Source organism: Streptomyces cinnamoneus, from assembly GCF_014650495.1.
GTDB classification, from domain to species: Bacteria; Actinomycetota; Actinomycetes; order Streptomycetales; family Streptomycetaceae; genus Streptomyces; species Streptomyces cinnamoneus.
In genome coordinates this window covers 231930-255165 of record NZ_BMVB01000004.1, presented here as the reverse complement: position 1 = coordinate 255165, position 23236 = coordinate 231930, and the positions used below count along the sequence as shown (strand labels likewise).

General features: G+C 72.1%; 20 protein-coding genes and 8 tRNA genes. 12 read left to right on the top strand and 16 right to left on the bottom strand.

The window, feature by feature from the left end; all coding sequences use genetic code 11:
• Nucleotides 1-248 precede the first annotated feature (248 nt).
• Together IE182_RS08185 and IE182_RS08180 are read left to right on the top strand one after the other, a co-directional pair.
• Nucleotides 249-2456 carry an elongation factor G-like protein EF-G2 gene (locus IE182_RS08185; protein WP_190108989.1) on the top strand — a complete coding sequence of 736 codons (2208 nt, stop codon included), beginning with the start codon at nt 249-251 and terminating at the stop codon, nt 2454-2456.
• A 165-nt stretch (nt 2457-2621) separates the two neighbouring features.
• Nucleotides 2622-4280: an AbeC-like domain-containing protein gene (locus IE182_RS08180; RefSeq protein WP_229844662.1), complete on the top strand. Its 1659-nt coding sequence runs from the start codon at nt 2622-2624 to the stop codon at nt 4278-4280.
• Nucleotides 4281-4304: 24 nt separating this feature from the next.
• On the opposite strand, the gene IE182_RS08175 is transcribed toward IE182_RS08180, so the two are convergent.
• From IE182_RS08175 to IE182_RS08140, 8 genes are all read right to left on the bottom strand, one after another.
• Nucleotides 4305-5540, bottom strand: a complete 1236-nt coding sequence (locus tag IE182_RS08175; RefSeq protein WP_444544989.1) for a YncE family protein — start codon at nt 5538-5540, stop codon at nt 4305-4307.
• Nucleotides 5537-6355 (bottom strand): polysaccharide deacetylase family protein, encoded by an 819-nt coding sequence (locus tag IE182_RS08170; RefSeq protein WP_190108986.1) that lies wholly within the window; start codon nt 6353-6355, stop codon nt 5537-5539. The genes IE182_RS08175 and IE182_RS08170 overlap by 4 nt, the downstream gene beginning before the upstream one ends.
• 207 nt (nt 6356-6562) lie before the next feature.
• Complete coding sequence (locus IE182_RS08165) at nt 6563-6901, bottom strand: hypothetical protein (protein WP_190108985.1); 339 nt, start codon at nt 6899-6901, stop codon at nt 6563-6565.
• The gene (locus tag IE182_RS08160; RefSeq protein ID WP_190108984.1) at nt 6898-10281 is read right to left on the bottom strand and encodes an ALF repeat-containing protein; all 3384 of its coding nucleotides are present in this window, start codon (nt 10279-10281) and stop codon (nt 6898-6900) included. The genes IE182_RS08165 and IE182_RS08160 overlap by 4 nt, the downstream gene beginning before the upstream one ends.
• A gap of 317 nt (nt 10282-10598) precedes the next feature.
• Nucleotides 10599-11159: an HIT family protein gene (locus IE182_RS08155; protein ID WP_190108983.1), complete on the bottom strand. Its 561-nt coding sequence runs from the start codon at nt 11157-11159 to the stop codon at nt 10599-10601.
• Nucleotides 11160-11235: 76 nt separating this feature from the next.
• Nucleotides 11236-13212, bottom strand: a complete 1977-nt coding sequence (thrS, locus tag IE182_RS08150; RefSeq protein ID WP_190108982.1) for a threonine--tRNA ligase — start codon at nt 13210-13212, stop codon at nt 11236-11238.
• 83 nt (nt 13213-13295) lie between these two features.
• A complete protein-coding gene (locus IE182_RS08145; RefSeq protein WP_190108981.1) occupies nt 13296-14528 on the bottom strand; it encodes a hypothetical protein in 1233 nt (410 codons plus the stop codon).
• Nucleotides 14528-15115, bottom strand: coding sequence for a DUF4365 domain-containing protein (locus IE182_RS08140; protein ID WP_190108980.1), 588 nt, complete (start codon nt 15113-15115; stop codon nt 14528-14530). Before IE182_RS08140 ends, IE182_RS08145 begins: the two co-directional genes overlap by 1 nt.
• A gap of 165 nt (nt 15116-15280) precedes the next feature.
• Here IE182_RS08140 and IE182_RS08135 point away from each other — a divergent pair, with 165 nt between their 5' ends.
• The gene (locus IE182_RS08135) at nt 15281-16006 is read left to right on the top strand and encodes an exonuclease domain-containing protein (RefSeq protein WP_190108979.1); all 726 of its coding nucleotides are present in this window, start codon (nt 15281-15283) and stop codon (nt 16004-16006) included.
• A 79-nt stretch (nt 16007-16085) separates the two neighbouring features.
• On the opposite strand, the gene IE182_RS08130 is transcribed toward IE182_RS08135, so the two are convergent.
• The 3 genes from IE182_RS08130 to IE182_RS08120 all read right to left on the bottom strand — a co-directional run bounded on the left by IE182_RS08130 (nt 16086) and on the right by IE182_RS08120 (nt 16893).
• Nucleotides 16086-16157 (bottom strand) — tRNA-Val (locus IE182_RS08130).
• A gap of 159 nt (nt 16158-16316) precedes the next feature.
• Nucleotides 16317-16388 (bottom strand) — tRNA-Val (locus IE182_RS08125).
• Nucleotides 16389-16461: 73 nt separating this feature from the next.
• The gene (locus IE182_RS08120) at nt 16462-16893 is read right to left on the bottom strand and encodes a TIGR02611 family protein (RefSeq protein ID WP_190108978.1); all 432 of its coding nucleotides are present in this window, start codon (nt 16891-16893) and stop codon (nt 16462-16464) included.
• A gap of 191 nt (nt 16894-17084) precedes the next feature.
• Here IE182_RS08120 and IE182_RS08115 point away from each other — a divergent pair, with 191 nt between their 5' ends.
• Both IE182_RS08115 and IE182_RS08110 read left to right on the top strand, forming a co-directional pair.
• Complete coding sequence (locus IE182_RS08115; RefSeq protein ID WP_003959770.1) at nt 17085-17498, top strand: SsgA family sporulation/cell division regulator; 414 nt, start codon at nt 17085-17087, stop codon at nt 17496-17498.
• A gap of 210 nt (nt 17499-17708) precedes the next feature.
• Nucleotides 17709-18242: a CGNR zinc finger domain-containing protein gene (locus tag IE182_RS08110; RefSeq protein WP_190108977.1), complete on the top strand. Its 534-nt coding sequence runs from the start codon at nt 17709-17711 to the stop codon at nt 18240-18242.
• A gap of 21 nt (nt 18243-18263) precedes the next feature.
• Here the strand turns inward: IE182_RS08110 and IE182_RS08105 are convergent, their stop codons facing one another.
• Together IE182_RS08105 and IE182_RS08100 are read right to left on the bottom strand one after the other, a co-directional pair.
• A complete protein-coding gene (locus tag IE182_RS08105) occupies nt 18264-18404 on the bottom strand; it encodes a hypothetical protein (protein ID WP_190108976.1) in 141 nt (46 codons plus the stop codon).
• A 68-nt stretch (nt 18405-18472) separates the two neighbouring features.
• A complete protein-coding gene (locus IE182_RS08100) occupies nt 18473-18922 on the bottom strand; it encodes a hypothetical protein (RefSeq protein WP_190108975.1) in 450 nt (149 codons plus the stop codon).
• Between the two features lie 172 nt (nt 18923-19094).
• Between IE182_RS08100 and IE182_RS08095 the strand changes: the two genes are divergently transcribed.
• Nucleotides 19095-19610: a DsbA family protein gene (locus IE182_RS08095; RefSeq protein ID WP_190108974.1), complete on the top strand. Its 516-nt coding sequence runs from the start codon at nt 19095-19097 to the stop codon at nt 19608-19610.
• Nucleotides 19611-19662: 52 nt separating this feature from the next.
• Here IE182_RS08095 and IE182_RS08090 read toward each other — a convergent pair whose 3' ends face one another.
• The 3 genes from IE182_RS08090 to IE182_RS08080 are packed head-to-tail and all read right to left on the bottom strand — an operon-like array spanning nt 19663 to nt 22386.
• The gene (locus IE182_RS08090; protein ID WP_190108973.1) at nt 19663-20487 is read right to left on the bottom strand and encodes a GNAT family N-acetyltransferase; all 825 of its coding nucleotides are present in this window, start codon (nt 20485-20487) and stop codon (nt 19663-19665) included.
• A 40-nt stretch (nt 20488-20527) separates the two neighbouring features.
• A complete protein-coding gene (locus IE182_RS08085; RefSeq protein WP_190108972.1) occupies nt 20528-21349 on the bottom strand; it encodes an aminotransferase class IV in 822 nt (273 codons plus the stop codon).
• On the bottom strand, nt 21346-22386 hold the full coding sequence (locus tag IE182_RS08080) for a chorismate-binding protein (RefSeq protein WP_190109163.1): 1041 nt from the start codon (nt 22384-22386) through the stop codon (nt 21346-21348). Before IE182_RS08080 ends, IE182_RS08085 begins: the two co-directional genes overlap by 4 nt.
• 276 nt (nt 22387-22662) lie before the next feature.
• On the opposite strand from IE182_RS08080, the gene IE182_RS08075 reads away from it, so the two are divergent.
• The 6 genes from IE182_RS08075 (at nt 22663) to IE182_RS08050 (ending at nt 23196) form a co-directional block, all read left to right on the top strand.
• A tRNA-Gly gene (locus IE182_RS08075) sits at nt 22663-22735 on the top strand.
• Between the two features lie 35 nt (nt 22736-22770).
• Nucleotides 22771-22844: transfer RNA gene (locus IE182_RS08070), tRNA-Cys, on the top strand.
• Nucleotide 22845: 1 nt separating this feature from the next.
• Nucleotides 22846-22917 (top strand) — tRNA-Val (locus tag IE182_RS08065).
• A 23-nt stretch (nt 22918-22940) separates the two neighbouring features.
• Nucleotides 22941-23012, top strand: a tRNA-Val gene (locus IE182_RS08060).
• Nucleotides 23013-23026: 14 nt separating this feature from the next.
• Nucleotides 23027-23098, top strand: a tRNA-Val gene (locus IE182_RS08055).
• Between the two features lie 23 nt (nt 23099-23121).
• Nucleotides 23122-23196, top strand: a tRNA-Val gene (locus IE182_RS08050).
• Nucleotides 23197-23236 lie beyond the last annotated feature (40 nt).

Here is a 23236-nt window from a genome sequence, read left to right as displayed (position 1 = left end):
CCCGGAGGGTCGTGGCGGGCCGGATGGCGAAAGGGCCACCGGCTGGCCCATCGTAGCCAGGCCACCGGGGCCCGCTGCGCAGACGTCGCTCCGCCGGCCCATGGCGCAGGTCACGTACGCGACGGCCGGCACGGCGGCGGGCTCACTCGGGGGGCGGGCGGTTGCGCGCGCGTGTGCGACGTATGGACGCAGCGTGACCACGGTGGAAAGCTCGAAGAACCGCAGGTGTCGACCGGGAGGCGAGACACATGGGCGAGAAGACGAGTACACACCCAGGGGCCGCGGGCAGAGCAGTGGCGGCCGACCGGCCGGGCAACATCCGCAACGTGGTGCTGGTCGGCCACAGTGGCTCCGGCAAGACGACGCTGGTCGAGGCCCTGGCCCTGGCCACGGGCGCGATCAACCGGGCGGGCCGGGTCGAGGACGGCGCGGCCCTGTCCGACTACGACGAGATCGAACACCGTCAGCAACGCTCGGTCCAGCTGTCCCTGGTGCCCGTCGAGTGGGCCGGCATCAAGGTCAATCTGCTGGACACACCCGGCTACGCCGACTTCGTCGGCGAGCTGAGGGCCGGTCTGCGGGCAGCGGACGCGGCCCTCTTCGTCGTCTCGGCGGCAGAGGGCGCCGAGGGCATCGCCGGGCCGACCCGCATGCTGTGGGAGGAGTGCGCGGCGGTCGGCATGCCCCGCGCGATCGTGGTGACGCACCTGGAAGCCGCCCGCGCGGACTTCGAGCAGATGACCGAGACCTGCCGCACCGCCTTCGGCGGCGACTCCCCCGACGGCGTGCTCCCGCTCTACCTCCCCCTGCACGGGGCGGAGGGACCCGACGGCCACCGCCCGGTGGCCGGCCTCATCGGGCTGCTGACCCAGCGCGTCTTCGACTACTCCTCCGGCACCCGGACCGAGGCCGCCCCCGGCCCGGACCACCTGCCGCTGATCGAGGAGGCCCGCAACCGGCTCATCGAGGGGATCATCGCCGAGAGCGAGGACGAGACCTTGATGGACCGCTATCTCGGCGGTGAGGAAATCGATGTCAAGACCCTGATCGAGGATCTGGAGCAGGCCGTGGCCCGCGGCCGCTTCCACCCCGTCCTGGCCGCCGCGCCGGCCGCGGACGGCGACCGGCAGGGCCTGGGCACCGTCGAGCTGCTCGAACTGATCACCGGTGGTTTCCCGACCCCGCCCGAACGCACGGCCCCCGCCGTCACCACCCCCGACGGCGCCCCGCGCCCGGAGCTGGCCTGCGACCCGGCCGGCCCGCTGGCCGCCGAGGTGATCAAGACCGCCTCCGACCCCTACGTCGGCCGGATCTCCCTGGTCCGCGTCTTCTCCGGCACCCTGCGCCCGGACGAGACGGTGCACGTCTCCGGCCACGGCCTGGAGGACCGCGGCCACGAGAGCCACGACGTCGACGAACGCGTCGGCGCCCTCACCTCGCCGTTCGGCAAGCACCAGCGGCAGCTGAACCAGGCCGTCGCCGGCGACATCGCCTGCGTCGCCAAGCTCGTGCGCGCCGAGACCGGCGACACCCTCTCCGGCCGGTCGGACCCGCTGCTGATGGAGCCCTGGCTCATGCCCGACCCGCTGCTGCCCGTCGCCATCCAGGCGCACAGCAAGGCGGACGAGGACAAGCTCTCCCAGGGCCTGGCCCGGCTGGTCGCCGAGGACCCCACCATGCGGCTGGAGCACAACCAGCACACCCACCAGGTGGTCCTGTGGTGCCTGGGCGAGGCCCACCGGGAGGTGGCCCTGGAGCGGCTGCGCACCCGCTACGGCGTCCAGGTCGACGTGGTGCCGCACAAGGTGTCGCTGCGCGAGACCTTCGGCACCCGGGCGGCCGGCCGCGGCCGGCACGTCAAGCAGTCCGGCGGCCACGGCCAGTACGCCATCTGCGAGATCGAGGTCGAACCGCTGCCCGGCGGCTCCGGCATCGAGTTCGTCGACAAGGTCGTGGGCGGCGCGGTCCCCCGCCAGTTCATCCCCTCGGTGGAGAAGGGCGTGCGCGCCCAGGCCGCCCGCGGTGTCGCCGCCGGCTATCCGCTGGTCGACGTCCGGGTGACCCTCGTCGACGGCAAGGCGCACTCGGTGGACTCCTCGGACGCGGCCTTCCAGACCGCCGGCGCCCTCGCCCTGCGCGAGGCCGCCGCCGAGAGCCGCATCCACCTCCTCGAACCGGTCGCCGAGATCCAGGTCCTCGTCTCCGACGAGTACGTGGGCCCGGTCATGAGCGACCTGTCCGGCCGGCGCGGCCGCGTCGTGGGCACCGAGCAGTCCGGATCCGGACGCACGCTCGTCCGCGCCGAGGTGCCGGAGATCGAGATCGGCCGCTACGCGGTGGACCTGCGCTCCCTGTCGCACGGCACGGGACGGTTCAGCCGTTCCTACGCCCGGCACGAGCCGATGCCCCCGCAGCTGGCGGAGCGCATTCGCGAACAGGCGGAGAACGGCGCATAGTTCACAAGCCGCCCGCTTCAACTCACTTGGAGCGGGCGGCTTTCCGATCTCCCACGACAGACGGCCCCCGTCCCATTACGCTGAGCAGGCGGCCCATGACGCACGCCATGGGCGGTAGTCGGGAGCAGGCCGGCGCACCGGACGCGTACGGCATTGGGGGCAGCAGTGGCAGCAGGGGACGGGAACGACTTCAGCCCGGGCGCACAGATCCCGGTCTCCGGCGGCGCCGGACAGACCGCGGCCACCTTGGCCCTGGCCTCGGCGGCCTACCGGGACGGCCCGGTCGACGAACTCCTCAAGGCCAACTCCGACTGGGCCACGTCCGAGGTCAAGAAGCCCCGCATCTCCCTCTTCGAGCCCAACCTCGGCGAAGCCTTCGCCCGCGCCGTGCAGACCCGGATGCTCGGCGGCGGCCGCAAGCCCCTCATCCAGTCCTTCGGCCTCGAACCGCAGGTCATCGTCGAGCACTGCCTGGCCGCGTCCCGCATCCGCAAGCAGCGCGACGCCCGGCTCACCCTGATCACGGCGGTCTTCGGGCTGCTCTTCCTGCCCGGCGTCCTGCTGTGGCTCGGCGCCTTCCAGCTCCGCCGCAGCCTCGCCGGCGCCCAGAACAAGCGCGTCGGAGCACTCGGCTCCGCCCTGCTCGGGCTGCTCGGCCTCATCGTGGTGGTCTTCATGGTCAAGGCGCCGCTCAACGGCTTCCTCGGCCTGTACCTCCGCGCCATGGTCGTCGCCCCGCTCATCGGCGGCTTCCTCGCCCGCAGCATCTGCGAGCGCACCGCGAAGGACCTGCGCGACCGCTGGACCGGCCTGCTCGACGGCAACGCCATCAGCGCCAAGATCCCCGAGACCGTCCCCCAGACCCCCGGCGAGAGCGCCGCCGAGCAGCTGCGCCAGAGCCTGGCCCGGGTCTCCGCCGAGCAGAAGAGCAACCTCGTCTTCTACGCCGGCCCCAAGGGCATACTCGGCATGGGCACCCGCTGGGGCAGCTGGCAGCTCGCCGAGGACCTCGTCCCCCGCACCCCCGGCCAGGACATCAACCCCTTCCGCAGCTGGGACATCGTCCGGGCCGTCCACGACCAGCTCAAGCTGCTGGAGCGCACCCCGATCAACGCCGGCGGCCTCACCGCGCCGCACGTCGAGCACTGGGTCGTCTCCCCCATCGGCGAGGGCGCCGGAGCCGTCTCCCGCCCCGGCGGCACCGACACGGCCGCGTACCAGATAAGGGGCGCCAAGCTCCAGGAGATCTGCGACAAGCAGCACTTCGGCAGCGGCGACCGCCACTACCTCGGCGTGCAGTTCGTCCTCTGGGACGGCCAGCTCGTCATCAACCTCCTCATCAACGTCACCGTCCTCCACAAGACGCTGCGCATCGAGGTCACCGGCCACGCCCTCGGCCCCACCCACGCCGTCTTCAACGGCAAGCCCAAGAGCCGCACCCAGACCTTCAAGAAGGGCCTGAAGTTCTGGGAGACCTACACCCGCACGCTCCCCGTCGTCGAGCCGAGGGAGGTCGTACGGCTCGCCGCCCGCGCCCCCCTCACCTGGTACCCGCCGCTCCTGGAGTACTGGGGCGGCAAGCTCGTCCTGCCCGAGCCCTTCGGTCTGCGGCACGCCTGGGCCGACAAGCCCTGGCGCCACCGCTTCATGGCCGACGACGCCCTGCGCGCCGCCACGCCCGTCCTGCGCGTCGTGCACGAGGCCACGCTGCGCGTCCTGGCCGAGCACGGCGTCGACACCGACCGCTTCGGCAGCCGCGCCAACGCCCTCAGCGCCGCGGTCCAGGACGTCAAGCCCGCCCGGGTGGACGTCTACGACGCCTGAGCGGGAGCGTCCCCTCGCCGGGCCTCACCGGAAGATGCCGGTGTGGCCCAGCGAGTACCGCCCCGGCTGCGGGTAGACCGCCAGGCCGTGCGGCCCGTCGCCCACCTTGATCCGGGCGATCTGGTGCCCGTCCTCGGTGTCGATCGCGTACACCTCGCTGTTGTAGCGCCCCGACAGCCACAGCACCTTGCCGTCCGCCGACACCCCGCCCATGTCCGGGCTCCCGCCGTCCGGCAGCTCCCACTTCTTCACCAGCTTGCGGCTGGGCAGGTCCAGCACCGAGATCGAGCCCTCGCCGCGGTTGGAGATGTACATCGACTTCGAATCGCGGCTCACGTACAGACCGTGCGCGCCCTTTCCGGTGGGCATCAGCCACGGCTCACCGAACTTGTCCCCGTCGAGCACCCACACCCCGTCGGCGATCATGTCGGCCACGTACCAGGTCCTGCCGTCCGAGGCGATCTTCACGTCCTGCGGCATCGCCCCGTCGAACGGCAGCTTCTGCTGGCCGACCACCTTCATCTGCGCCGTGTCGACCTTCAGCAACTCCCCGGAGAACTCGCAGCTGACGATGAAGTACCGCCCGTCCGGCGAGAAGTCGGCGTGATTGACGCCCAGACAGTTCACGTGCTCGGTCTTGACCCGCTTCATCGTGTGCGCGTCCCGGAAGACCAGCTCCCGGTCCATCGACGCCATCACCACCGCGTACTTGCCGTCCGGGGTGAAGTAGAGGTTGTACGGGTCGTGCACGTCCACCGTCTTGCCCGCCTTGCCGGTGGCCGGGTCGATCGGGGTGAGCGTGTGGCCGCGGTCGTTGTTGACCCACAGCGTCTTCAGGTCCCAGGACGGGACGACGTGCTGCGGCTGGCTGCCCACCGGGATCGTCTCGATGACCTTGTACGTCTGCGGGTCGATGACGCTCACCGTGTCCGACTCCGTGTTGGGGACGTACACCCGCGAGGGGAAGTCCTTCACCACCGGCGACAGCGCGTTGGGCCGGTCGGCGGCGTACAGGTCGTTCGGGTCCAGCAGCGGCGGCATCCCCGGCAGCCCCTGCGGAACGCCCCGTGCCGCCGCACCCTGGCTGTGCGAGCCCTGTTGCGGCTGCTGCCGGCCGCCCGCCTCGTCGTCCTTCCCGCTGCCGCAGCCGGAAGCGGCCAGCAGGGCACACACGGCCGTGAGCAGCGCAGCGGCCGAACGCACGCCACGCGAGCGGAAGCACGTACGCGGACGGGGGCGGTGATGCGAGGACTGGATCATCGGGTCAGCAGCTCCGTTGTCGTCACCGCGCGCAGGCCGCGGCGGTGCAGGCCGTCGAGGATCGCGGGCAGCGCGGCCACCGTGCCGGCGTGCCCGAAGTGCAGACTCACCACCGACCCGGGCCGCACCGCGCTCAGCACGGCACGCCGGACCGCCTCGGCCCCCGGGTCGGTGAAGTCGAGGGAGTCCACGTCGTACGACAGGACGTGCGGGTACCCCGCCTTGCGCGCCAGCCGCACCACCAGATCGGTCGCCCGCTGCGCGCGGGAGGGCCGGAACCAGCGGCCGATGCCGCCCGTGAGCCTGCGCAGCCGGTCGGCGCACTCGGTGATCTCGGCGTAGGCGGCCTTCTCCGGCATCGAACAGATGCTCAGGTGCCGCATGGTGTGATTGCCCAGCTCGTGCCCGCCGTCGAGCACGCGCCGTGCCATCCGCGGCTCGGCGTCGAGCCAGTCGCCCACGGCCAGCACCGTGACCCGGGCCCCGGCCCGTTCCGCTTCCGCCAGTGCGGCGGTGGCCGACTTCGCGTCGCCGCGGCCGTGGAAGGTGAGCGCCACCGCCCGGCCCCGGCGCGGGCCGTGGTCGATCTGGGCCGGCAGCCCCGGGGGCAGCCGGGGCAGCAGCAGCGGCGGCCCCGGCGGCACGCCCGCGCCACGGGGCGAGCCCGTCGGCGAGGGCGTGCGCCGCGGCGGCGACGGCCGGACACCCCTGGCCGGCCGCTCCCCGTCGCAGCCCGCGGCGGCGGCCCCGGCGGCCCCGGCCAGGGCGCCGCCCGCGACGACGCGCAGGACGGTGCGGCGGTGAAGAAAGGTCACCGTCCTATTAGAGCTTCTTTGAAAAGAATTTGTGCGATTTGCCCGTTTTAGACAGGGTCGTGTCCTCTTCGATTGAGGTCAGCCGGGTCCGGTCGCGTTATGACCGTAACGGCCCCGGCCGACGCCCCGCCAGAGGCCCTGTGACGCACGCAGCCCCACCGGGAGGGATCCCGGTGGGGCTGCGCATCGAGGTGTCCGACTGTCCGGCTACGCCTCGGGGGCCTGCCGGTAACTGAGGGAGTGCAGTGCGCTCTCGACCGCGTAGCGGAGGTGATGCCGGGCACCGCCGGCATCGGCCTTCTCACGGAGGACCGGAAGGAACACCTCGTCGGGGTACCCCTCCCCCGGCACCTCCCCGGAACCCGAGAACTGGGCCCAGATGACGATCATCATCTCGTTGCAGGCCCGCGCCTGCTCCAGACCCTCCTGGCTGCCCTCCGTGAAGATCAGCCGGGCGGAGAACCCGAGCCGGCTCCCGAGGGCCCGCAGGAACGTCTCACGGAGAGGCGATGCGAGGACCGACCGGACTTCTTCCTGAACGCTCATTGAGGTATGTCCCAGAAATCCTCGTCGCTCATGATCCTTCCGCCGTGACGTTCACGCGGCAGGGAATGGATATCGTAGCCGCGGTCCTGCAGCACCTTGAGCCGCGTGTTCCCGTTCGCCACGTCCCCGTTCGGATGCACCCGCAGCGCTTCATCGGCGCCCGGCCGCAAGGAGTGCACGATCTCGTCCGTGTCCTTCTTGCCCCAGTACTCCAACGAGCTCTTACTGAAGCTCTTCTCGTTGTGTATCAGGTTCAGCGGGACGTTGCAGACGTCGTCGTCCCAGCCGAACATCGCGAACGACGCCCGGCGCGCGACGGCGCGCTTCAGCCCCGGCCTCTTGCACGCCTTGCCGAGCTTGCTGCCCTTGACGTAACTGACGCCCTTCTCGCCCCACTTGGCGAGCTTGGCGGCGGTCGCCCCCTCACCCGCGATGGGGATGGCGGCGAGGCAGGACATGCCGGCGTTGACGTAGTCGCCTTCCGCCCCGTACCAGGCGCAGTTGATGCCGTTGGTCACCGTGCCCAGGCCGGGCACGGCACCCGCGACGTCGAGCAGGAAGTGGCCGCCCTCGCGGAGCCAGCCCCACCTGCCGGCCTTCTTCTTCTCCTCGGCCTCCCGGCGGGCCTGCTCCTTCTTGGCCTGCTCGATCCGCTGCCTGCGGGCCTCCTCGTCGCGGCGGCGCTGCTCGTCCTCCGCGCGCTGCTTGGCGACCGCGACGGCGAAGGCTTCCTTCGCCGCCGTGCCGGCGGCCGTGGCGTCCTTGCCCGCCGCAACCGCCGAGGCACGCGCCGCGCTGGAGGCGGAGTACGCCTCGTCGGCGGACGACCGCGCCCACTGGGCCGAGGCTCCGGCACGGCGGGCGGAGTCGTCGGCGTCCCGGGCGTCCCGGCGGGCCGACGCAGCGGCCTCGCGGGCGGTCTTCGCCGACTTGGCGGCCTCGGCCGCCGACGCCTCGGCCTGCTGGGCCGAGGTCCTGGCCTGGTTCGCGTAGTCCTTGGCCTTGTCGGCCGACTCCTTCGCCTGCTTGGCGTAGGTGTCCGCCTCGCTCGCCGCCTTGCGGGCGACGGCCGCGACACGGGCGGCCTCGGCGGCGTCCTGCTGCGCGGTCGCCGCGACACCGGCGGCCTCGGAGATGATGCGCTGCACCTCGGCGACGTGCGTGGCCGTCAGCTGGTCCTTGCGGGCCGCCTTGTACTGCCCGGCCTGGATGAAGCCGTGCAGCAGTGCGGCCGGCCCCTCCAGGGCCACCTGGGCCGCGGCCTTGGTCTCGGCGCCGCCACTGGTGAACAGCTGCACGGCCCGTACGCGCTCGTCGGACTCCCGGGCGGCGTACTGCCCCTCGTTGAGGAACGCACGGAGCTTGTCGGTCGAGCCGTCCTTCAGCGCGGCCTGGGCCGCCTGCTGGATCTGACGGTCACTGCCGTTGGCGATCTGGACCACGCGGATGCGGTAGTCGTTCGCCGCGGCCTGGTGCTGACCCGTGCGCAGGAATTCGCCGACCTTGGCGGCATCGCCCTTGAGGGCCTCCTCCGCGGCCTTGCGCACCGGCTCCGAGTCGGCCTGGTCGGCCAGCGTCTCCACGCGGGCCCGCTCGTCCAGCTGGGCGGCCTCGTTCCAGCCCGCCTGCATGTACGCCCGGACCTCGTCGTCCGTCCCGGCGAGAGCGGCCTCGGCAGCCGAACGGCTCCACGGGCCACGGACCTTCATGGCCGCGAGGGCCACCTTGCGGCCCTTGGCGGCGACGTCCTTGGTGTCCGCGCCCGGCTTCGCGGCCTCGGCGGCGAGGCGCGCGGCCTGGTCGTCGAGGTCCTTCGCGTCCTTCACGGCACGGGCGGAGACGGCCTTGCGGTCCTCGTCGTCGGCCTTGAGGTCCCTGGCCTCCTCGATCGCGGCCGCGGTACGGGCCTTCAGCTCCTCGGCCTCGACCTTGCTCGCCAGCTTGTGCACGTCGCGAGCCTTCTCGACCGCGGCGGACGCGGCGTCGGCCGCCTTCTTGGCCGCCTCGGCGTGAGCGGTGGACTCGCTCGCCGCCTTCATCGCGTCACCGGCGTACTTCGCGGCCCGTTCGGCCTCGTCGGCCGCCTTCTCGGCGTGCTCGGCAGCCGAATTGGCCGCGTCCCGCGCCTGGTAGGCCGCGCTCGCCGCCTCCCGTGCCAGGGACTCGGCGGCACCCGCGGCACGCGTGGCCTCCCGCGCGTGCCGGTGGGCCGACGCGGCGGCCTGACGGGCCCGCGCCGACTGCGCACCGGCCGCCTCGGCCAGGCCGTTGGCCTGGTCCGCGGCCCCGGCCGCCGCCTCGGCGTTGGCACCGGCACTGGCCGGCGCCGACGCCGCCGCCCCGGCCCCCGCCGCCGCGGCACCCGCCTGCACGGCCGCCTGGGCCGCCAGCCGGGCGCCCTTCGCGGCCGTACGGGCGTCCTCCGCCGCCTTCCGGGCCGCGGCCGCCTGCCCGGCGTCCGTTGCCGCGGCGGCGGCGGCACCCCGGGCCCGCGACGCCGCCTGGGCGGCACCCGCCGCGGCGGACGCGGCCTGGGACGCGGCGCTCGCCGCGATGCGGGCCGAGCTGTTGGCCGCCCGTGCCGCGCTGATGGCCTCCTGCGCGGCCTCGGCCGCGCTGCTCGCCGCATTGGCGGCACGGCCCGCGGCGTTCGCCGCCCGCTGGGAGTCCTTCTTCGCGGCCTCGGTCTCGGCCGACGCCGCCTTGGCGGCCTCCTTCGCCAGCTGTGACGCGGCCACCGCCCGCTCCGAGGCGTCCTTGGCCGCCTCGGTCTCGCGCTTGGCCGTCTTCCCCGCCTCGGCGGCCTGCTGCGCCAGCTCGGCGACGGAGGCCCGCTCCTCGTCCCGGGCGCGCGCCACGTACTGGCCCCGGTCGAGGAACTCGCGCACGTCCTCCGAGTCGCCGTTCAGCGCGACCTTGGCGGCTTCCTTGGTCGCCGGGCCGCCGGCCGTGAGGATCTGTACGAGCCGGACGCGGTCGTCCTGCTCCCGGGCGGAGAACTGGTACTCGCTGAGGAAGCCGCGCACGTCCCCGGCCGTGCCGGCGAGCGCGGCCTTCGCCGCCTCCTGGACCTTGCTGCCGGCACCGTCCGCGATCTGCGTGACGCGTATGCGCTGGTCCTTTTCGAGCGGCTCCCACCACCCGTTCGCCAGGAACTTGTCCAGGTCCTCCCGGGACCCGGCGAGCGCCTTCTGCGCGGCTTCGCGCACCATCCGGCCGCCGATGCTGAGCAACTGGACCGTCTGCACGCGGTCGTCGTGCGTCTCGGCGACGTCCTTCTCGGCGCTCAGGAAGCGGCGCACGTCGTCGTCGCTGCCCGTGAGGGCGGCTTCGGCCGCCGCGGTGACGCCCGGGCCACCCGATTTCCACAATTCGACCACGCGGGCGCGGTCGTTCGCCGGCGACCCCTCCGCCGCAGTGGCGGGGCTCGTCCCGAGAAGACCTGCGACGAGCGCTCCGGGGAGCACTCCGAGGGACAGTAATCCTGCACCCAGAGGCCGTTGTCTCTTCGCTCGCGCGAAAGAGGCACCTGTTCTCACCACGCCGACCTTTCCTGTCAGTTGCAAACGCCATGCTCAGGCGTGGCGTGAATACTGACAGGTAAGTTCGGAATAAATAAGTCCGCATTTGCCGGACCAAACGGGCGGCCAAACGACCGACCAACCGGCCGCTCAAACAGCCGGCTGAACGGAACCTCTCAGACCGTCGGCCAGACGTCGGCGAGCATCTTCCGGGTGTCGGCGAGGAGCTGCGGCAGGACCTTGGTGTGACCCACGACCGGCATGAAGTTGGTGTCGCCGCCCCACCGCGGAACGATGTGCTGGTGCAGGTGGGCGGCGATGCCGGCGCCGGCCGTGGTGCCCTGGTTCATGCCGATGTTGAAACCGTGCGCCCCGGATGCGGTGCGCAGCGCACGCATCGCGCGCTTGGTGAAGTCGGCCAGCTCGACGGTCTCGGCCTCGTCCAGCTCCGTGTAGTCGGCGACGTGCCGGAACGGGACGATCATGCAGTGCCCGCCGTTGTACGGGTAGAGGTTGAGCACCGCGTAGACCAGCTCGCCGCGGGCGATGATCAGCCCGTCCTCGTCGGCCTTGGCCGGGATGGAGCAGAACGGGCAGCCGTCGTCGGCACCCGGCCCGGTGGGCTTGTTCTCCCCCTGGATGTAGGCCATCCGGTGGGGCGTCCACAGGCGCTGGAAGGCGTCGGGCGCCCCCACTCCGAACTGCTGCTCCGGCTCACTCGTCATGGGGGCCAGCATATTCCCCGGGACGGAAACGACGAGGGGCGGCCCTGACGGGCCGCCCCTCCAGTCCCGCTCACGCGGGAACCGTGCCTCACATCTGGACGCGACGCTCCACCACGTCGACGAGCTTCGCGATGGCCTGGTCGCGCGGGATGCCGTTCTCCTGCGAGCCGTCGCGGTACCGGAAGGAGACCGCACCGTTGGCGACGTCCTCGTCCCCCGCGATGATCATGAACGGCACCTTGGACTTCTGCGCGTTCCGGATCTTCTTCTGCATGCGGTCCGAGGAGGCGTCGACCTCGACCCGCAGGCCCTTCTTCTTCGCCTCGGCGGCGAACTCCTGCAGGTACTCGACGTGCGCGTCGCCGATCGGGATGCCCGTCGCCTGGACCGGGGCCAGCCACGCCGGGAACGCACCCGCATAGTGCTCCAGCAGGACGGCGAAGAAGCGCTCGATCGAGCCGAACAGCGCACGGTGGATCATGACCGGGCGCTGCTTCGTGCCGTCCGCCGCGGTGTACTCCAGGTCGAAGCGCTCCGGCAGGTTGAAGTCCAGCTGGATGGTCGACATCTGCCAGGTCCGGCCGATGGCGTCCTTCGCCTGGACCGAGATCTTCGGACCGTAGAAGGCCGCGCCACCCGGGTCGGCGACGAGCTCCAGGCCCTGCTTCTCGGCGACCTTGCGCAGGGTCTCGGTCGCCTCCTCCCACGCCTCGTCCGAGCCGACGAACTTCTCCGGGTCCTTGGTGGACAGCTCCAGGTAGAAGTCGTTCAGACCGTAGTCGCGCAGCAGGTCGAGCACGAAGGTGAGGGTGCGGTCGAGCTCCTCGCCCATCTGCTCACGGGTGCAGTAGATGTGTGCGTCGTCCTGGGTGAAGCCGCGGGCACGGGTCAGGCCGTGCACGACGCCCGACTTCTCGTACCGGTACACGGTCCCGAACTCGAACATGCGCAGCGGCAGCTCGCGGTACGACCGTCCCCGCGCGTCGAAGATCAGGTTGTGCATCGGGCAGTTCATGGGCTTGAGGTAGTAGTCCACGCCCTCGTCGAGCTGCATGGGCGGGTACATGCCGTCGGCGTACCAGTCCAGGTGACCCGAGGTCTCGAAGAGCTTCCCCTTGGTGGCGTGCGGGGTGTAGACGAACTCGTACCCCTCTTCCTCGTGCCGCTTGCGGGAGTAGTCCTCCATGACCCGGCGGATGATGCCGCCCTTGGGGTGGAAGACCGCCAGGCCCGAGCCGATCTGCTCCGGGACGGAGAACAGGTCGAGCTCGTTGCCGAGCTTGCGGTGGTCGCGCTTCTCGGCCTCGGCGAGGAACTCCAGGTGCGCCTTCAGCTCGTCCTTCGACGGCCACGCGGTGCCGTAGATCCGCTGGAGCATGGGGTTCTTCTCGCTGCCGCGCCAGTACGCGGCGGCGTTGCGCATGAGCTTGAACGCCGGAATGACACGGGTGGTCGGCAGGTGCGGACCGCGGCAGAGGTCCTTCCAGCACAGGTCGCCGGTCTTCGCGTCCAGGTTGTCGTAGATGGTGAGCTCGCCCGCGCCCACCTCGACGTCCGCACCGTCGTCGTGCGAGGCGGAGCCCTTGAGGCCGATCAGCTCCAGCTTGTACGGCTCGTCGGCCAGCTCCTCGCGGGCGGCCTCGTCGGTCACGACGCGCCGCGAGAAGCGCTGACCGCGCTTCTGGATCTCCTGCATCTTCTTCTCGATGAGCTTGAGGTCATCGGGAGTGAAGGGCTTCTCGACGTCGAAGTCGTAGTAGAAGCCGTCCTTGACCGGCGGGCCGATGCCCAGCTTGGCCTCGGGGAAGAGCTCCTGCACGGCCTGGGCCATGACGTGGGCGGTCGAGTGGCGCAGGATGTTCAGGCCGTCCTCGGAGGAGATCTCGACGGGCTCGATCTCCTCGCCGTCGGCGACGACGTACGCCAGGTCCTTCAGCTCGCCCGCGACGCGCGCGGCGACGATGGTGCGCTCACCGGAGAAGAGGTCGGCGGCCGTAGTGCCCGTCGTCACCACGCGCTCTTCCCGCTCGGAATCGCGTTGGATGATCACACGGACGTCTGACACCGGTCTCTCCTGACGTAGGGGGCGCTGCAGTGCTCACTGCGCGCCTGAATCGTACCGAGCCCGGACCCCTGGTCGCTAAACGGTTATACGGTGCCGTGCTGCTCCCCGCTCCCTTCCGCCCCGTCCCCCGTCCCCGCCTCCTCCTCCCCGGCCTTTTCCTCGAAGAGGTCGAGGTGCTCGTGGAGGGACTTCAGCAGGCGGTCCCGCTCGGCCTCGTCGACCCGCACGGGCAGGACGCCGCGGGCCCCGGCGAGGCGCCGGAAGCCGCCCCGGCTCTCCAAGCGGCCGCTGACGGTGACGGGCAGGCCGGCGAGGTGGGCGTGGCCGGCGATGCGGTAGTCGTCCTCGGAGAGGGTGGCGCGGACCTGGGTGACGTCGGCGCCGGCGAGGACCCGCAGTCGTACCGCGCCCGTGCCGCCGGGTGTCTCGCGGCGCATGTGCACCACGGTCGCGGTGATCCGGACGGGCACCGGGGGTTCGTCGCGCACGTAGCGGGCCCCTGCCTCGCGCAGGGCGGGGAGGTCGCCGGGGGTGAACTCCACGGGTTCGGGGTGGGCGGCGAAGCCGCGCGGGGCGCCGGCGGCCGGGGCCCAGCGCACGGCCAGGCGCAGGCCCTGCGAGCCGCTGATCAGGGTGACGAGGGCTGCGGTGAGCTCGTGGCAGACGCCGGCCTCGACCGCCGCGCCGAAGGCGTCGGTGCGGCCGGTGGCGCGCTGGTAGTCGGTGGCGTCGCGGGCCGCCTGCAGGGCGCGCAGCAGGGCGGTGACCAGGGGGCGGCCGCCTTCGGCGACGGCGCCGGCCGGGGGGTCGACGGGGACGAAGACGGTCAGTTCGCGGCCGCCGGGGGCGGGGCCCACGAGGAGGGGGGCGAGGGCGGCCTCGGCCCGGCGGCGGCGCCGGGCCCCGTGGTGGCCGGTGCGCTCGTGCGTGGCGAGGGCGCCGGCGAGCAGCAGGGCGCGGGCCCCGGCGCGCAGGCGTTCCTGGGCGGTCCAGGCGGCGGCGGGGGCGCGGGGGTCGGTGATCTCGCGGGTCCAGTGGATCTCGTCGCTGGGCAGGCGCAAGGCGATGAGGATGTCGCGGGCGGAGGGCGCAGCGCTGCGTTCGAGGGCGGTGAGGGCCTCGGTGAGCAGGTCGGCGCTGTCGGGGAGGGCGGGGTCGACCGGTACGAGGAGGCTGGCGCCGGTGCCGTCGGGGGGTGTCCAGCGGCTGTAGCGGCCGCCTTCTCCGCCGCGGCGGCGCCAGCCGTGCCGGGCCAGGAGGGCGCCGAGGACGGCGGGGTCCGGCTGGTGCCGGGATGGTGGGGTCGGCCGGTGCATCAGGGTCTCCCTCCCGCCCCGACCCGCGTCATGATCTCGCAGAGTGCGCGGTCGTCGAAGACGCGTGAGGTCGGGATCCGCACGGTGGTCCTGCGCCGGCCGGTGACGGGGTGGCCGGCGAGGTTGGTCCAGTAGCAGCAGTGCCGCAGGGCGAGGTGGTCGTGGCCGGCCCGCAGCCAGTCGTCCTGGGTGCGCGGCACGATCATCACGACGAGGATCTTGTGGACCGAGACGGGGGTGCGGGCGAGTTTGGCCAGGTGGTCATTGTCGAGGGTGAAGCCGAAGGTGGGGGCGGCGCGCAGGGGGGTGCGGGGGGCCAGTTGGTAGGTGCTCTTGAGCTGCACCTTGATGGTGACCTCGTCGTCGTCGGTGTGGCCGGGGGCGCTGTGGCTGACGTGCCAGTCGATGCCGTTGTCGGGGAAGGGCTGGGCCAGGGAGCAGCCGGCCGCGGCGGCGACGGCGTGCAGGTAGCCGATCTGGAGCGTCTCCATGCACGCGGTGGTGGCGAGGGTGCCGCGGCCGGGCGGGGTGTGCCCGGGCGGTCGGCTGCCGGTGGGCGTGGCCGGGTCGGGCTGAGCGAGCGCCATGTCCGAAAAACCTTCCGGGCTCGCCGGTCTTTGAGTCGTACATCTGTGTTGTCTCCGCGTGAACTGCCCGGCAAACAGCGGCGGTTCGGGTGGCATGGCGGCCGGGTATCACCTGGCGGGGAGGGAAAACACGCCATGTGACGGACAAGCGCGAGGAGTTGTGTCATGCCGTGCTGGTTCGAGGGGCCGCTGGCGGCCTTCGACACCGAGACGACCGGAGTCGACGTGGAGCGGGACCGGATCGTGTCGGCGGCTTTCGTGACGCAGTCACAGACGGGGGCCTCGCCGGTGATCACCCGTTGGCTGGTGAATCCGGGGGTGCCCGTGCCGGTCGAGTCGACCGCGATACACGGGCTGAGTGAGGATCATCTGCAGCGGCACGGCCGGTGGCCGGCGCCGGTGATGGAGGAGGTGGCGCGGGCCCTGGCGGTGCATGCGGCGCGGGGCATACCGCTGGTGGTGATGAACGCGCCGTTCGATCTGACGCTGCTGGACCGGGAGTTGCGGCGGCACCGGGCGTCGACGCTGGCGTCCTACCTGGGCGGCGGGTCGCTGTGCGTGATGGATCCGTGGGTGCTGGACAAGCATCTGGACCGCTACCGCAAGGGGCGGCGGACGCTGGCCGATCTCTGTGGGCAGTACGGGGTGGAGCTGGTGGGGGCGCACGACGCGGCGGCGGACGCCACGGCGGCGATGGAGGTGGTGCGGGCGGTGGGGCGCCGGTTCGCCTCGCGTCTGGAGCGGCTGAGTCCGGCGGAACTGCACACGCGGCAGGCGGTGTGGCACGCGGCACAGGCGCGGGGGCTGCAGGCGTGGTTCGCGCGCAACGGTTCGGACGAGGAGTGCGATCCGGCGTGGCCGCTGCGGCCGGATCTTCCTGCGGCGGCGTGAGGGGCGGGCGCCGGGTGGCCGAGCGGGGCCGGAACGCCGGAGGCCGGTCCGTCAGTTGACGGACCGGCCTCCGGTGATGTGGGCGATACTGGGATCGAACCAGTGACCTCTTCGGTGTGAACGAAGCGCTCTCCCGCTGAGCTAATCGCCCGGGATTTCGTCCGGGGTTTCCCCCGGCGACGCACTGAACAATACAGGTCGCGGTGGCTCTCGTTCAAATCCCGCCCGGAGGGCGCCCCGGCCGCCGCCGGGTGCACGAAAAAGGACCGGGGTCCGTGAGGTGCGTACCTCACGGACCCCGGTCCGGATGTGGGCGATACTGGGATCGAACCAGTGACCTCTTCGGTGTGAACGAAGCGCTCTCCCGCTGAGCTAATCGCCCGGGCGCACCGCAAACATTACCGCATGTCAGGCGGTGCCCAGAACCATCCCGCGCCTGGTCAGGGGCGCGGTGGTCACTTGCCGACCTTCCAGGGCATCGCGAAGCCGTACTTGGCCACGTAGACGCCGACGAGCGCGGCGACGATCACCAGGCCGGTGACGGTGAGGATGATGTTGCGGCGCCGGACCTCGGGGTCGAGGGCGCGCTGGGCGGCTTCGGTGACCTTGCGCTTGGTCCAGCGCAGCACCAGCTGGGCCCAGACGAACTCGGTCGCCCAGATGGCCATGCCGCCGAAGATCACCAACCAGCCGGGGCCGGGCAGGGGCAGCATGATGATGCCGGCGATCACCACGGCCAGGCCGACGACGAAGACGCCGACCTGCCAGCTCAGGTGCAGGGTCCGGTGCCGCTTGACGAAGTGGGGGGCCCGGGAGCCGAGGCCCTTGTCGGATCCGTCGGCGCCGTCCGTAGCGGCGTCTCTGCGCTCGTCACTCTCCGCGTTCATGCGGCCCAACGTACCGGACCGGTGCGAACTCACCGGTTCGGCGGTATGCGCAACGTGACGACTCGGCCGTCCGAGGTATACGAAGGGCCTCAAAACGGTCAGAGGGGTTTACAACGGCACCGTAGGTGGCATGTCGATTTCGCCGACGTGCGAATCCCCGAGCGCACACTGAGCGAAAGGCCCTGGCGCTTATGAACACCACGGTCAGCTGCGAGCTGCACCTGCGCCTCGTTGTGTCGAGCGAATCCTCACTGCCTGTACCCGCAGGCCTGCGGTACGACACGGCCGATCCCTATGCCGTGCACGCCACCTTCCACACCGGAGCCGAAGAGACGGTCGAGTGGGTCTTCGCCCGGGACCTGCTCGCCGAGGGCCTGCACCGGCCCACCGGCACGGGCGACGTCCGCGTCTGGCCGTCCCGCAGTCACGGCCAGGGCGTCGTCTGCATCGCCCTGAGTTCCCCGGAGGGCGAGGCCCTCCTGGAGGCTCCGGCGCGAGCACTGGAGTCGTTCCTCAAGCGGACCGACGCCGCCGTCCCGCCGGGCACCGAACACCGTCACTTCGATCTGGACACCGAGCTCTCGCACATCCTGGCCGAGAGCTGATGCCGGGCAGGAGCTGATCCGGGCGCGCCGGCCCACTCGGGGAGGCCCGCGCGCCACATCCGGACATCTCGCATAACGGCACGACACGGCGCCGTCACCGCGGATCCACCGCGGGCGACGGCGCCGTTGTGCTGGGGAGCCGCTAGAGTCTGCTGCCCGCAGTCGAACAATTGCCGCCCCACCTCCGTCCGGCCAGGGAGCGAACGATCCGTGCTGATCAATCACGACACCCGGTGCACGCTCGACGGCATCGTCGATCTGCTGAACATGGACCTCGACGCCCCGGACGCCCTGGAGGGCTTCGTCGAGCGCCATGACATCAGCAACGTCGGCCCGCTCGGGGAGTCGGATCTGGCGGCCGTGCGCTCCATACGCCAGAGGTTCGCACAGGTGTTCGACACCGAGGACACCCGGGCCGCGGCGGAGCTGCTGAACGCGCTGGTCGCCGAGGCGGGCACCACCCCCCGGCTGACCGACCACGACGGCTACGACTGGCATGTGCACTACTTCGCGCCGGGCGCCTCGCTCGCCGAGCACCTGGCGGCGGACGGGGGGATGGCGCTGGCCTTCCTGCTGGTGGAGGGCGAGCTCGAACGGCTGCGACGCTGCGAGGCGCCGGACTGCGGGCGCGCCTTCGTCGATCTCTCGCGCAATCGCTCCCGCCGCTACTGCGACGGCCGCACCTGCGGAAACCGCCTGCACGTCGCGGCGTACCGGGCGCGGCGGCGGGGCACCGCGGACTGAGTCCCGGCCGGTGGCCGGGCGTCACCAGCGGTAGAGGTCGTGCACGGCGGTGAGCAGGATCAGCGTCGCGACGAAGGCGAGGAAAAACATCAGTGGCGGCTGGGAGAGCGCGAACAGACAGCCGCGCGGCTCTTCGGTGATCTGGGCCGGTTCGTCGTTCATCTCCGACAGATCATGGCGCAGCCGCCCGCGACTACCTCACCAACGTGTCACTCGTGAGGGGGAGTTGTTCAGATTCCGTGTTTTTTGAGGATCGCTTCGATATCGGAGAAGTCCTCTGCGTCACCGCCGGTGGCACCGCGCCGCCGGGTGCCCGGGCGGTCCGGCGCGCGGGCCGGGCCGAGGGTGGGTGCGGAACCGGCGGGCTCGACGGCACCGCCGCGGGAGGCGGCCTGCGCCGCCCGGCGTTCCGTGCGGCCGCCTCCGGTGCGGCGGCCGGCGGCCCGGCCGATCAGGAACAGCAGGGCGGAGAGGGCGAGCACGCCGAAGCCGGCCCAGACGCTGGGCTTGAGGACGAGGTCCTGGACCCAGTCGACGATGCCCGTCATGACCAGGCCGATGGGGATCAGGGACCAGGCCGCGATGCGGATCGCGGCGAGGAAGCGCTTGCGGTAGGCCGTCAGCAGGGCGATGCCCAGGCCGGCCGCGGACAGCGCGGCGCATACGGTCGAGGTCAGCATCCGGTCCTCCTGCCGAAGGTGGCTCCTGCATCCATCGTGCACCGCCCGTGGCGGCCGCGGCCACGGCCGGGCCCGGAGATCGGGGACATCTCCGGGTCGTCTCGGGGTCGCCCCGCCCGGGCACTGCCGGATCCCGCCGGTGGATACGGATACGGGCTGGAAGACTGGCCCCATGAGCGATACCGACACCTCCCCCACCGCTCGCCCCGTCCTCGACGTGTGGTGCGAGCTGCAGTGCCCCGACTGCCACCGGGCCCTGGACGACCTGCGCGCGCTGCGCGCCCGCTACGGCGACCGGCTGGAGATCCGGCTGCGGCACTTCCCGCTGGAGAAGCACAAGCACGCCTACGCCGCCGCGCAGGCCGCCGAGGAGGCCGCCGAGCAGGGGCAGGCGTGGCCGTACGCCGAGGCCGTCCTGGCGCGCACCGGGGAGCTGGGCGCCCAGGGCGAGCGGCTGCTCGTGGACGTGGCGGGCGAGCTGGGCCTGGACGCCGAGGAGGTGGACACCGCACTGATCGACGGGCGGCACATGCTGATCGTCGACGCGGACCAGGCCGAGGGCAAGGCGATCGGTGTGACCGGCACGCCCACGTACGTGATCGACGGCGAGCGGCTGGACGGCGGCAAGAGCCAGGAGGGCCTGCGGGAGCGCATCGAGGAGATCGTCGACCGGCTGCTCGCCGGCTGACCGTCCCCTCCCCCGGGGTGCCGCGGCCGGTGCGGTCGTTCGTCCGGTGCGCCTAGTGCAGCAGCTTGTACAGGTGGATCTCGGTCGGCTCGTATCCCAGGGACGCGTACAGCCCGAGCGCCGGGCTGTTGGCGGCGAAGACGTTGAGCTCCAGGGCGGCGGCACCGGCCGCCAGGCTCTCGCGCTCGGCGAGCAGCATCAGCGTGCGGCCGTGCCCCCGGCCGCGGTGGGGGGCGGCGACCTCGACGCCGAAGACCCAGGCGCTCCCCCCGGGGCGCACCGCCGCCCAGAGCGTGCCCACGTCCGTACCCTCGTGCGCGAGGATCCGCAGGATCGTGCCGGGGGTGGCCGGGCCCTGTGGCAGCAGCAGGGCGTCGTCACGCTCGGCCTTGGCCTCCGCGTGGGGGCGCGGGACGCCGCGGTCCACCCACTCCTGGACGTACGCCGCCTTCTCCGCCTCGCGCCAGCGCCCGTACTCCTCCTCCCCCATGGGCCGCGCGACGCTGCCGGCGGGCAGGGCGGGCGCTGCCGTCAGGGGCTTGGCCAGGTTGCGGTTGCGCTCGGCGTAGCCGAGCGCGGCCGCCAGGCCCAGGGCGGTCCCCGCGCCCGCCGGGACGCTCACCGTGATCTGTGTGCATCCCCAGCTGCGCAGCACTTCCTCGGCGGCGAGCGCGGCGACCGTGCCACGGCCGCGGTGCCGGTCGCGTTCGTCGATGGCGAGCCGCTCGATCCTGCCGAAGCCGGGCCCGAAACGGGTGTCCATGGCGAGGTCGATCCTGCCGACGGGCCGGCTGTTGACGCAGACCTCGTACGACCGGGACCGGCCGCCGTCGCCGGTGCGCTGCTCGGGTGCGGTGGGCCGCAGGGTGGTGGTCACGTTCGTGTTGTACCGGCCCCGCGGCCCCGCGTCATCCGGTTTACGGGTCGAGGTCCGCGGTCGCGTGCTCGTCGAAGATCCGGGCGGCCTTGGCGGTCACCGGGCCCGGGGCGCCGGGGAGTTGACGGCCGTCGAGGGTGTGGACGGCCTGGACGTCGCGCAGGCTGGAGGTCAGGAAGACCTCGTCCGCGCGGTCGAGGACGTCGAAGGGCAGCTCGGTCTCCTTGGCGCCGGTCCACTCGACGACGAGGGCGCGGGTGATGCCGGGCAGGCAGCCGGAGGCCAGCGGCGGGGTGTGCAGCTCGCCGTCGAGGACGACGAAGACGTTGGAGCCGGTGCCTTCGCAGAGCGCGCCCGCGGTGTTGGCGAACAGCGCCTCGGTGGCGCCCTGCTCCCGGGCGCGGGCGAGGGCGACGACGTTCTCGGCGTAGGAGGTGGACTTCAGGCCGGCGAGCGCGCCGCGCTCGTTGCGGGTCCAGGGGACGGTGACGGCGGCCGTGGAGTCCGGGTGGCGGGTGGCCTCGACGACGGCCACGACGAGGGTGGGGGCGGCGGTGCCCCGGTCGGAGCCGAGCGGGGAGACGCCGCCGGTGTAGGTGATGCGCAGCCGGCCGAGCGGCAGCGGGTTGGCGTCCAGCACCGCCGCGCAGGCGTGGCGCACCTCGTCGAGGTCGGGCTCGGGCAGGCCCAGGCTGCGGGCGCCGTCGGCGAGACGGGCGAGGTGGCGGGTCAGGGCGAAGGGCCGGCCGGCGGTGGTCTTGAGGGTCTCGAAGACGCCGTCACCGACCGTGAGCCCGTGATCGAAGACCGAGACCCGGGCGGTGTCGGCCTCGCGCAGGGCGCCGTTGAACCAGATGCTCACCGTTTCGTCCCTTCTAGCGGCTCGTGTGCCCCCGACGCTATCGCGAGGAGCCGGGACGCCTTGAGTTCCGTCTCGGCCCACTCCCGTTCGGGGTCGGAGCCCCAGGTGATGCCGGCGCCGGTGCCGAAGCGCAGGACGGGGCCGCCGGGGCCGGCGCGGTCGATCCAGAAGGTGCGGATGCCGACGGCCAGCTCGCCGGTGCCCCGGTCGGCGTCGACCCAGCCGATGCCGCCGCAGTACGGGCCGCGGGGGGCGGGCTCCAGCGCCTCGATGATCTCCAGCGCGCTGGCCTTGGGGGCGCCGGTCACCGAGCCGGGAGGGAAGGTGGCGGTGAACAGCTCGGCCCAGCCCGCGCCCGGGGCGATCTCGCCGCGGACGGTGGAGACGAGGTGGACGAGGCCGGGGTGCTGCTCGACGGCGCACAGGGCGGGGACGGTCACCGAGCCGGTGGTGCACACGCGCCCGAGGTCGTTGCGGACCAGGTCCACGATCATCACGTTCTCGGCGTGGTCCTTCTCCAGCAGGTCCTCGGCGGTGCGGCCGGTGCCCTTGATGGGGCCCGACTCCACGGTGCGCCCCGAGCGGCGCAGGTAGAGCTCGGGTGAGGCGGTGGCCACCTCCACGCCGTGCGCGGGCAGCCGGACCGTTCCCGCGTAGGGAGCGGGGTTGCCCCGGGCGAGGAGGGCGGTGAGGTCGTCCACGTCGGCGGTGGAGGGGTCGGGCAGGGGTGCGCTCAGCACGCGGCAGAGGTTGGCCTGGTAGACCTCGCCGGCGGCTATGTGCTCGCGAATGCGCCGTACGCCCGCGGTGTAGGCGGCGCGGTCCAGGGAGCTGGTCCACTGCTCGGGGGCGGGGCCCCGCCAGCGGCCCGGTACGGGCGCGGGGGCCCGGCAGGGGCGTACGTCGCCGAAGCGGGCACAGGTGAGTCCCCCTTCGAAGTCCGCGACGACGGCCCACCAGCCGGTCGAGTCCAGGGCCGCCGGATCGGTGGTCACATCGCGCAGATCGGTGGCGAGGAGGCCGCCGAAGCGCGCCATCGGAGAGACGCTCAAGGGGAGGCTGTGCACGTCATCGAGTCTATGGCGCGGCCCCTGAAGATCGTTTCTGCCCGTGGCACGGCCCGGCTCGCGGGGTGCCGAGGGGCTGCCCGCGGGGTGCCCGGCGGGCGTCGCCGGGCCGTCCCGGAGGCGCCCGCGGGACGTCCCCGTGAACGATCAGCGCAGCATGCTGGGCAAACGGAATTTGAGCTGGCGCCGGAATCCGCTAAAGTTCAACACGTCGCCGGGACGCGGAAGCGGGCCGGAAAGACAAATGCGGACGTAGCTCAGTTGGTAGAGCACCACCTTGCCAAGGTGGATGTCGCGAGTTCGAGTCTCGTCGTCCGCTCGAGTTGGGGGATCTTCCCGAACCCCCGCACTCCTGGTGGAGTGGCCGAGAGGCGAGGCAACGGCCTGCAAAGCCGTCTACACGGGTTCAAATCCCGTCTCCACCTCCAAGGACGATTAGCTCAGCGGGAGAGCGCTTCCCTGACACGGAAGAGGTCACTGGTTCAATCCCAGTATCGTCCACCGAGGTCCTCACGGACCTTCCCGCGCGATTAGCTCAGCGGGAGAGCGCTTCCCTGACACGGAAGAGGTCACTGGTTCAATCCCAGTATCGCGCACGCAGCAGCATCCCGGACGATTAGCTCAGCGGGAGAGCGCTTCCCTGACACGGAAGAGGTCACTGGTTCAATCCCAGTATCGTCCACCGAGGTCCTCACGGATCTCCCCGCGCGATTAGCTCAGCGGGAGAGCGCTTCCCTGACACGGAAGAGGTCACTGGTTCAATCCCAGTATCGCGCACCACCACGGCCGGGGGCCGGGGCTTCGAGCCCCGGCCCCCGGC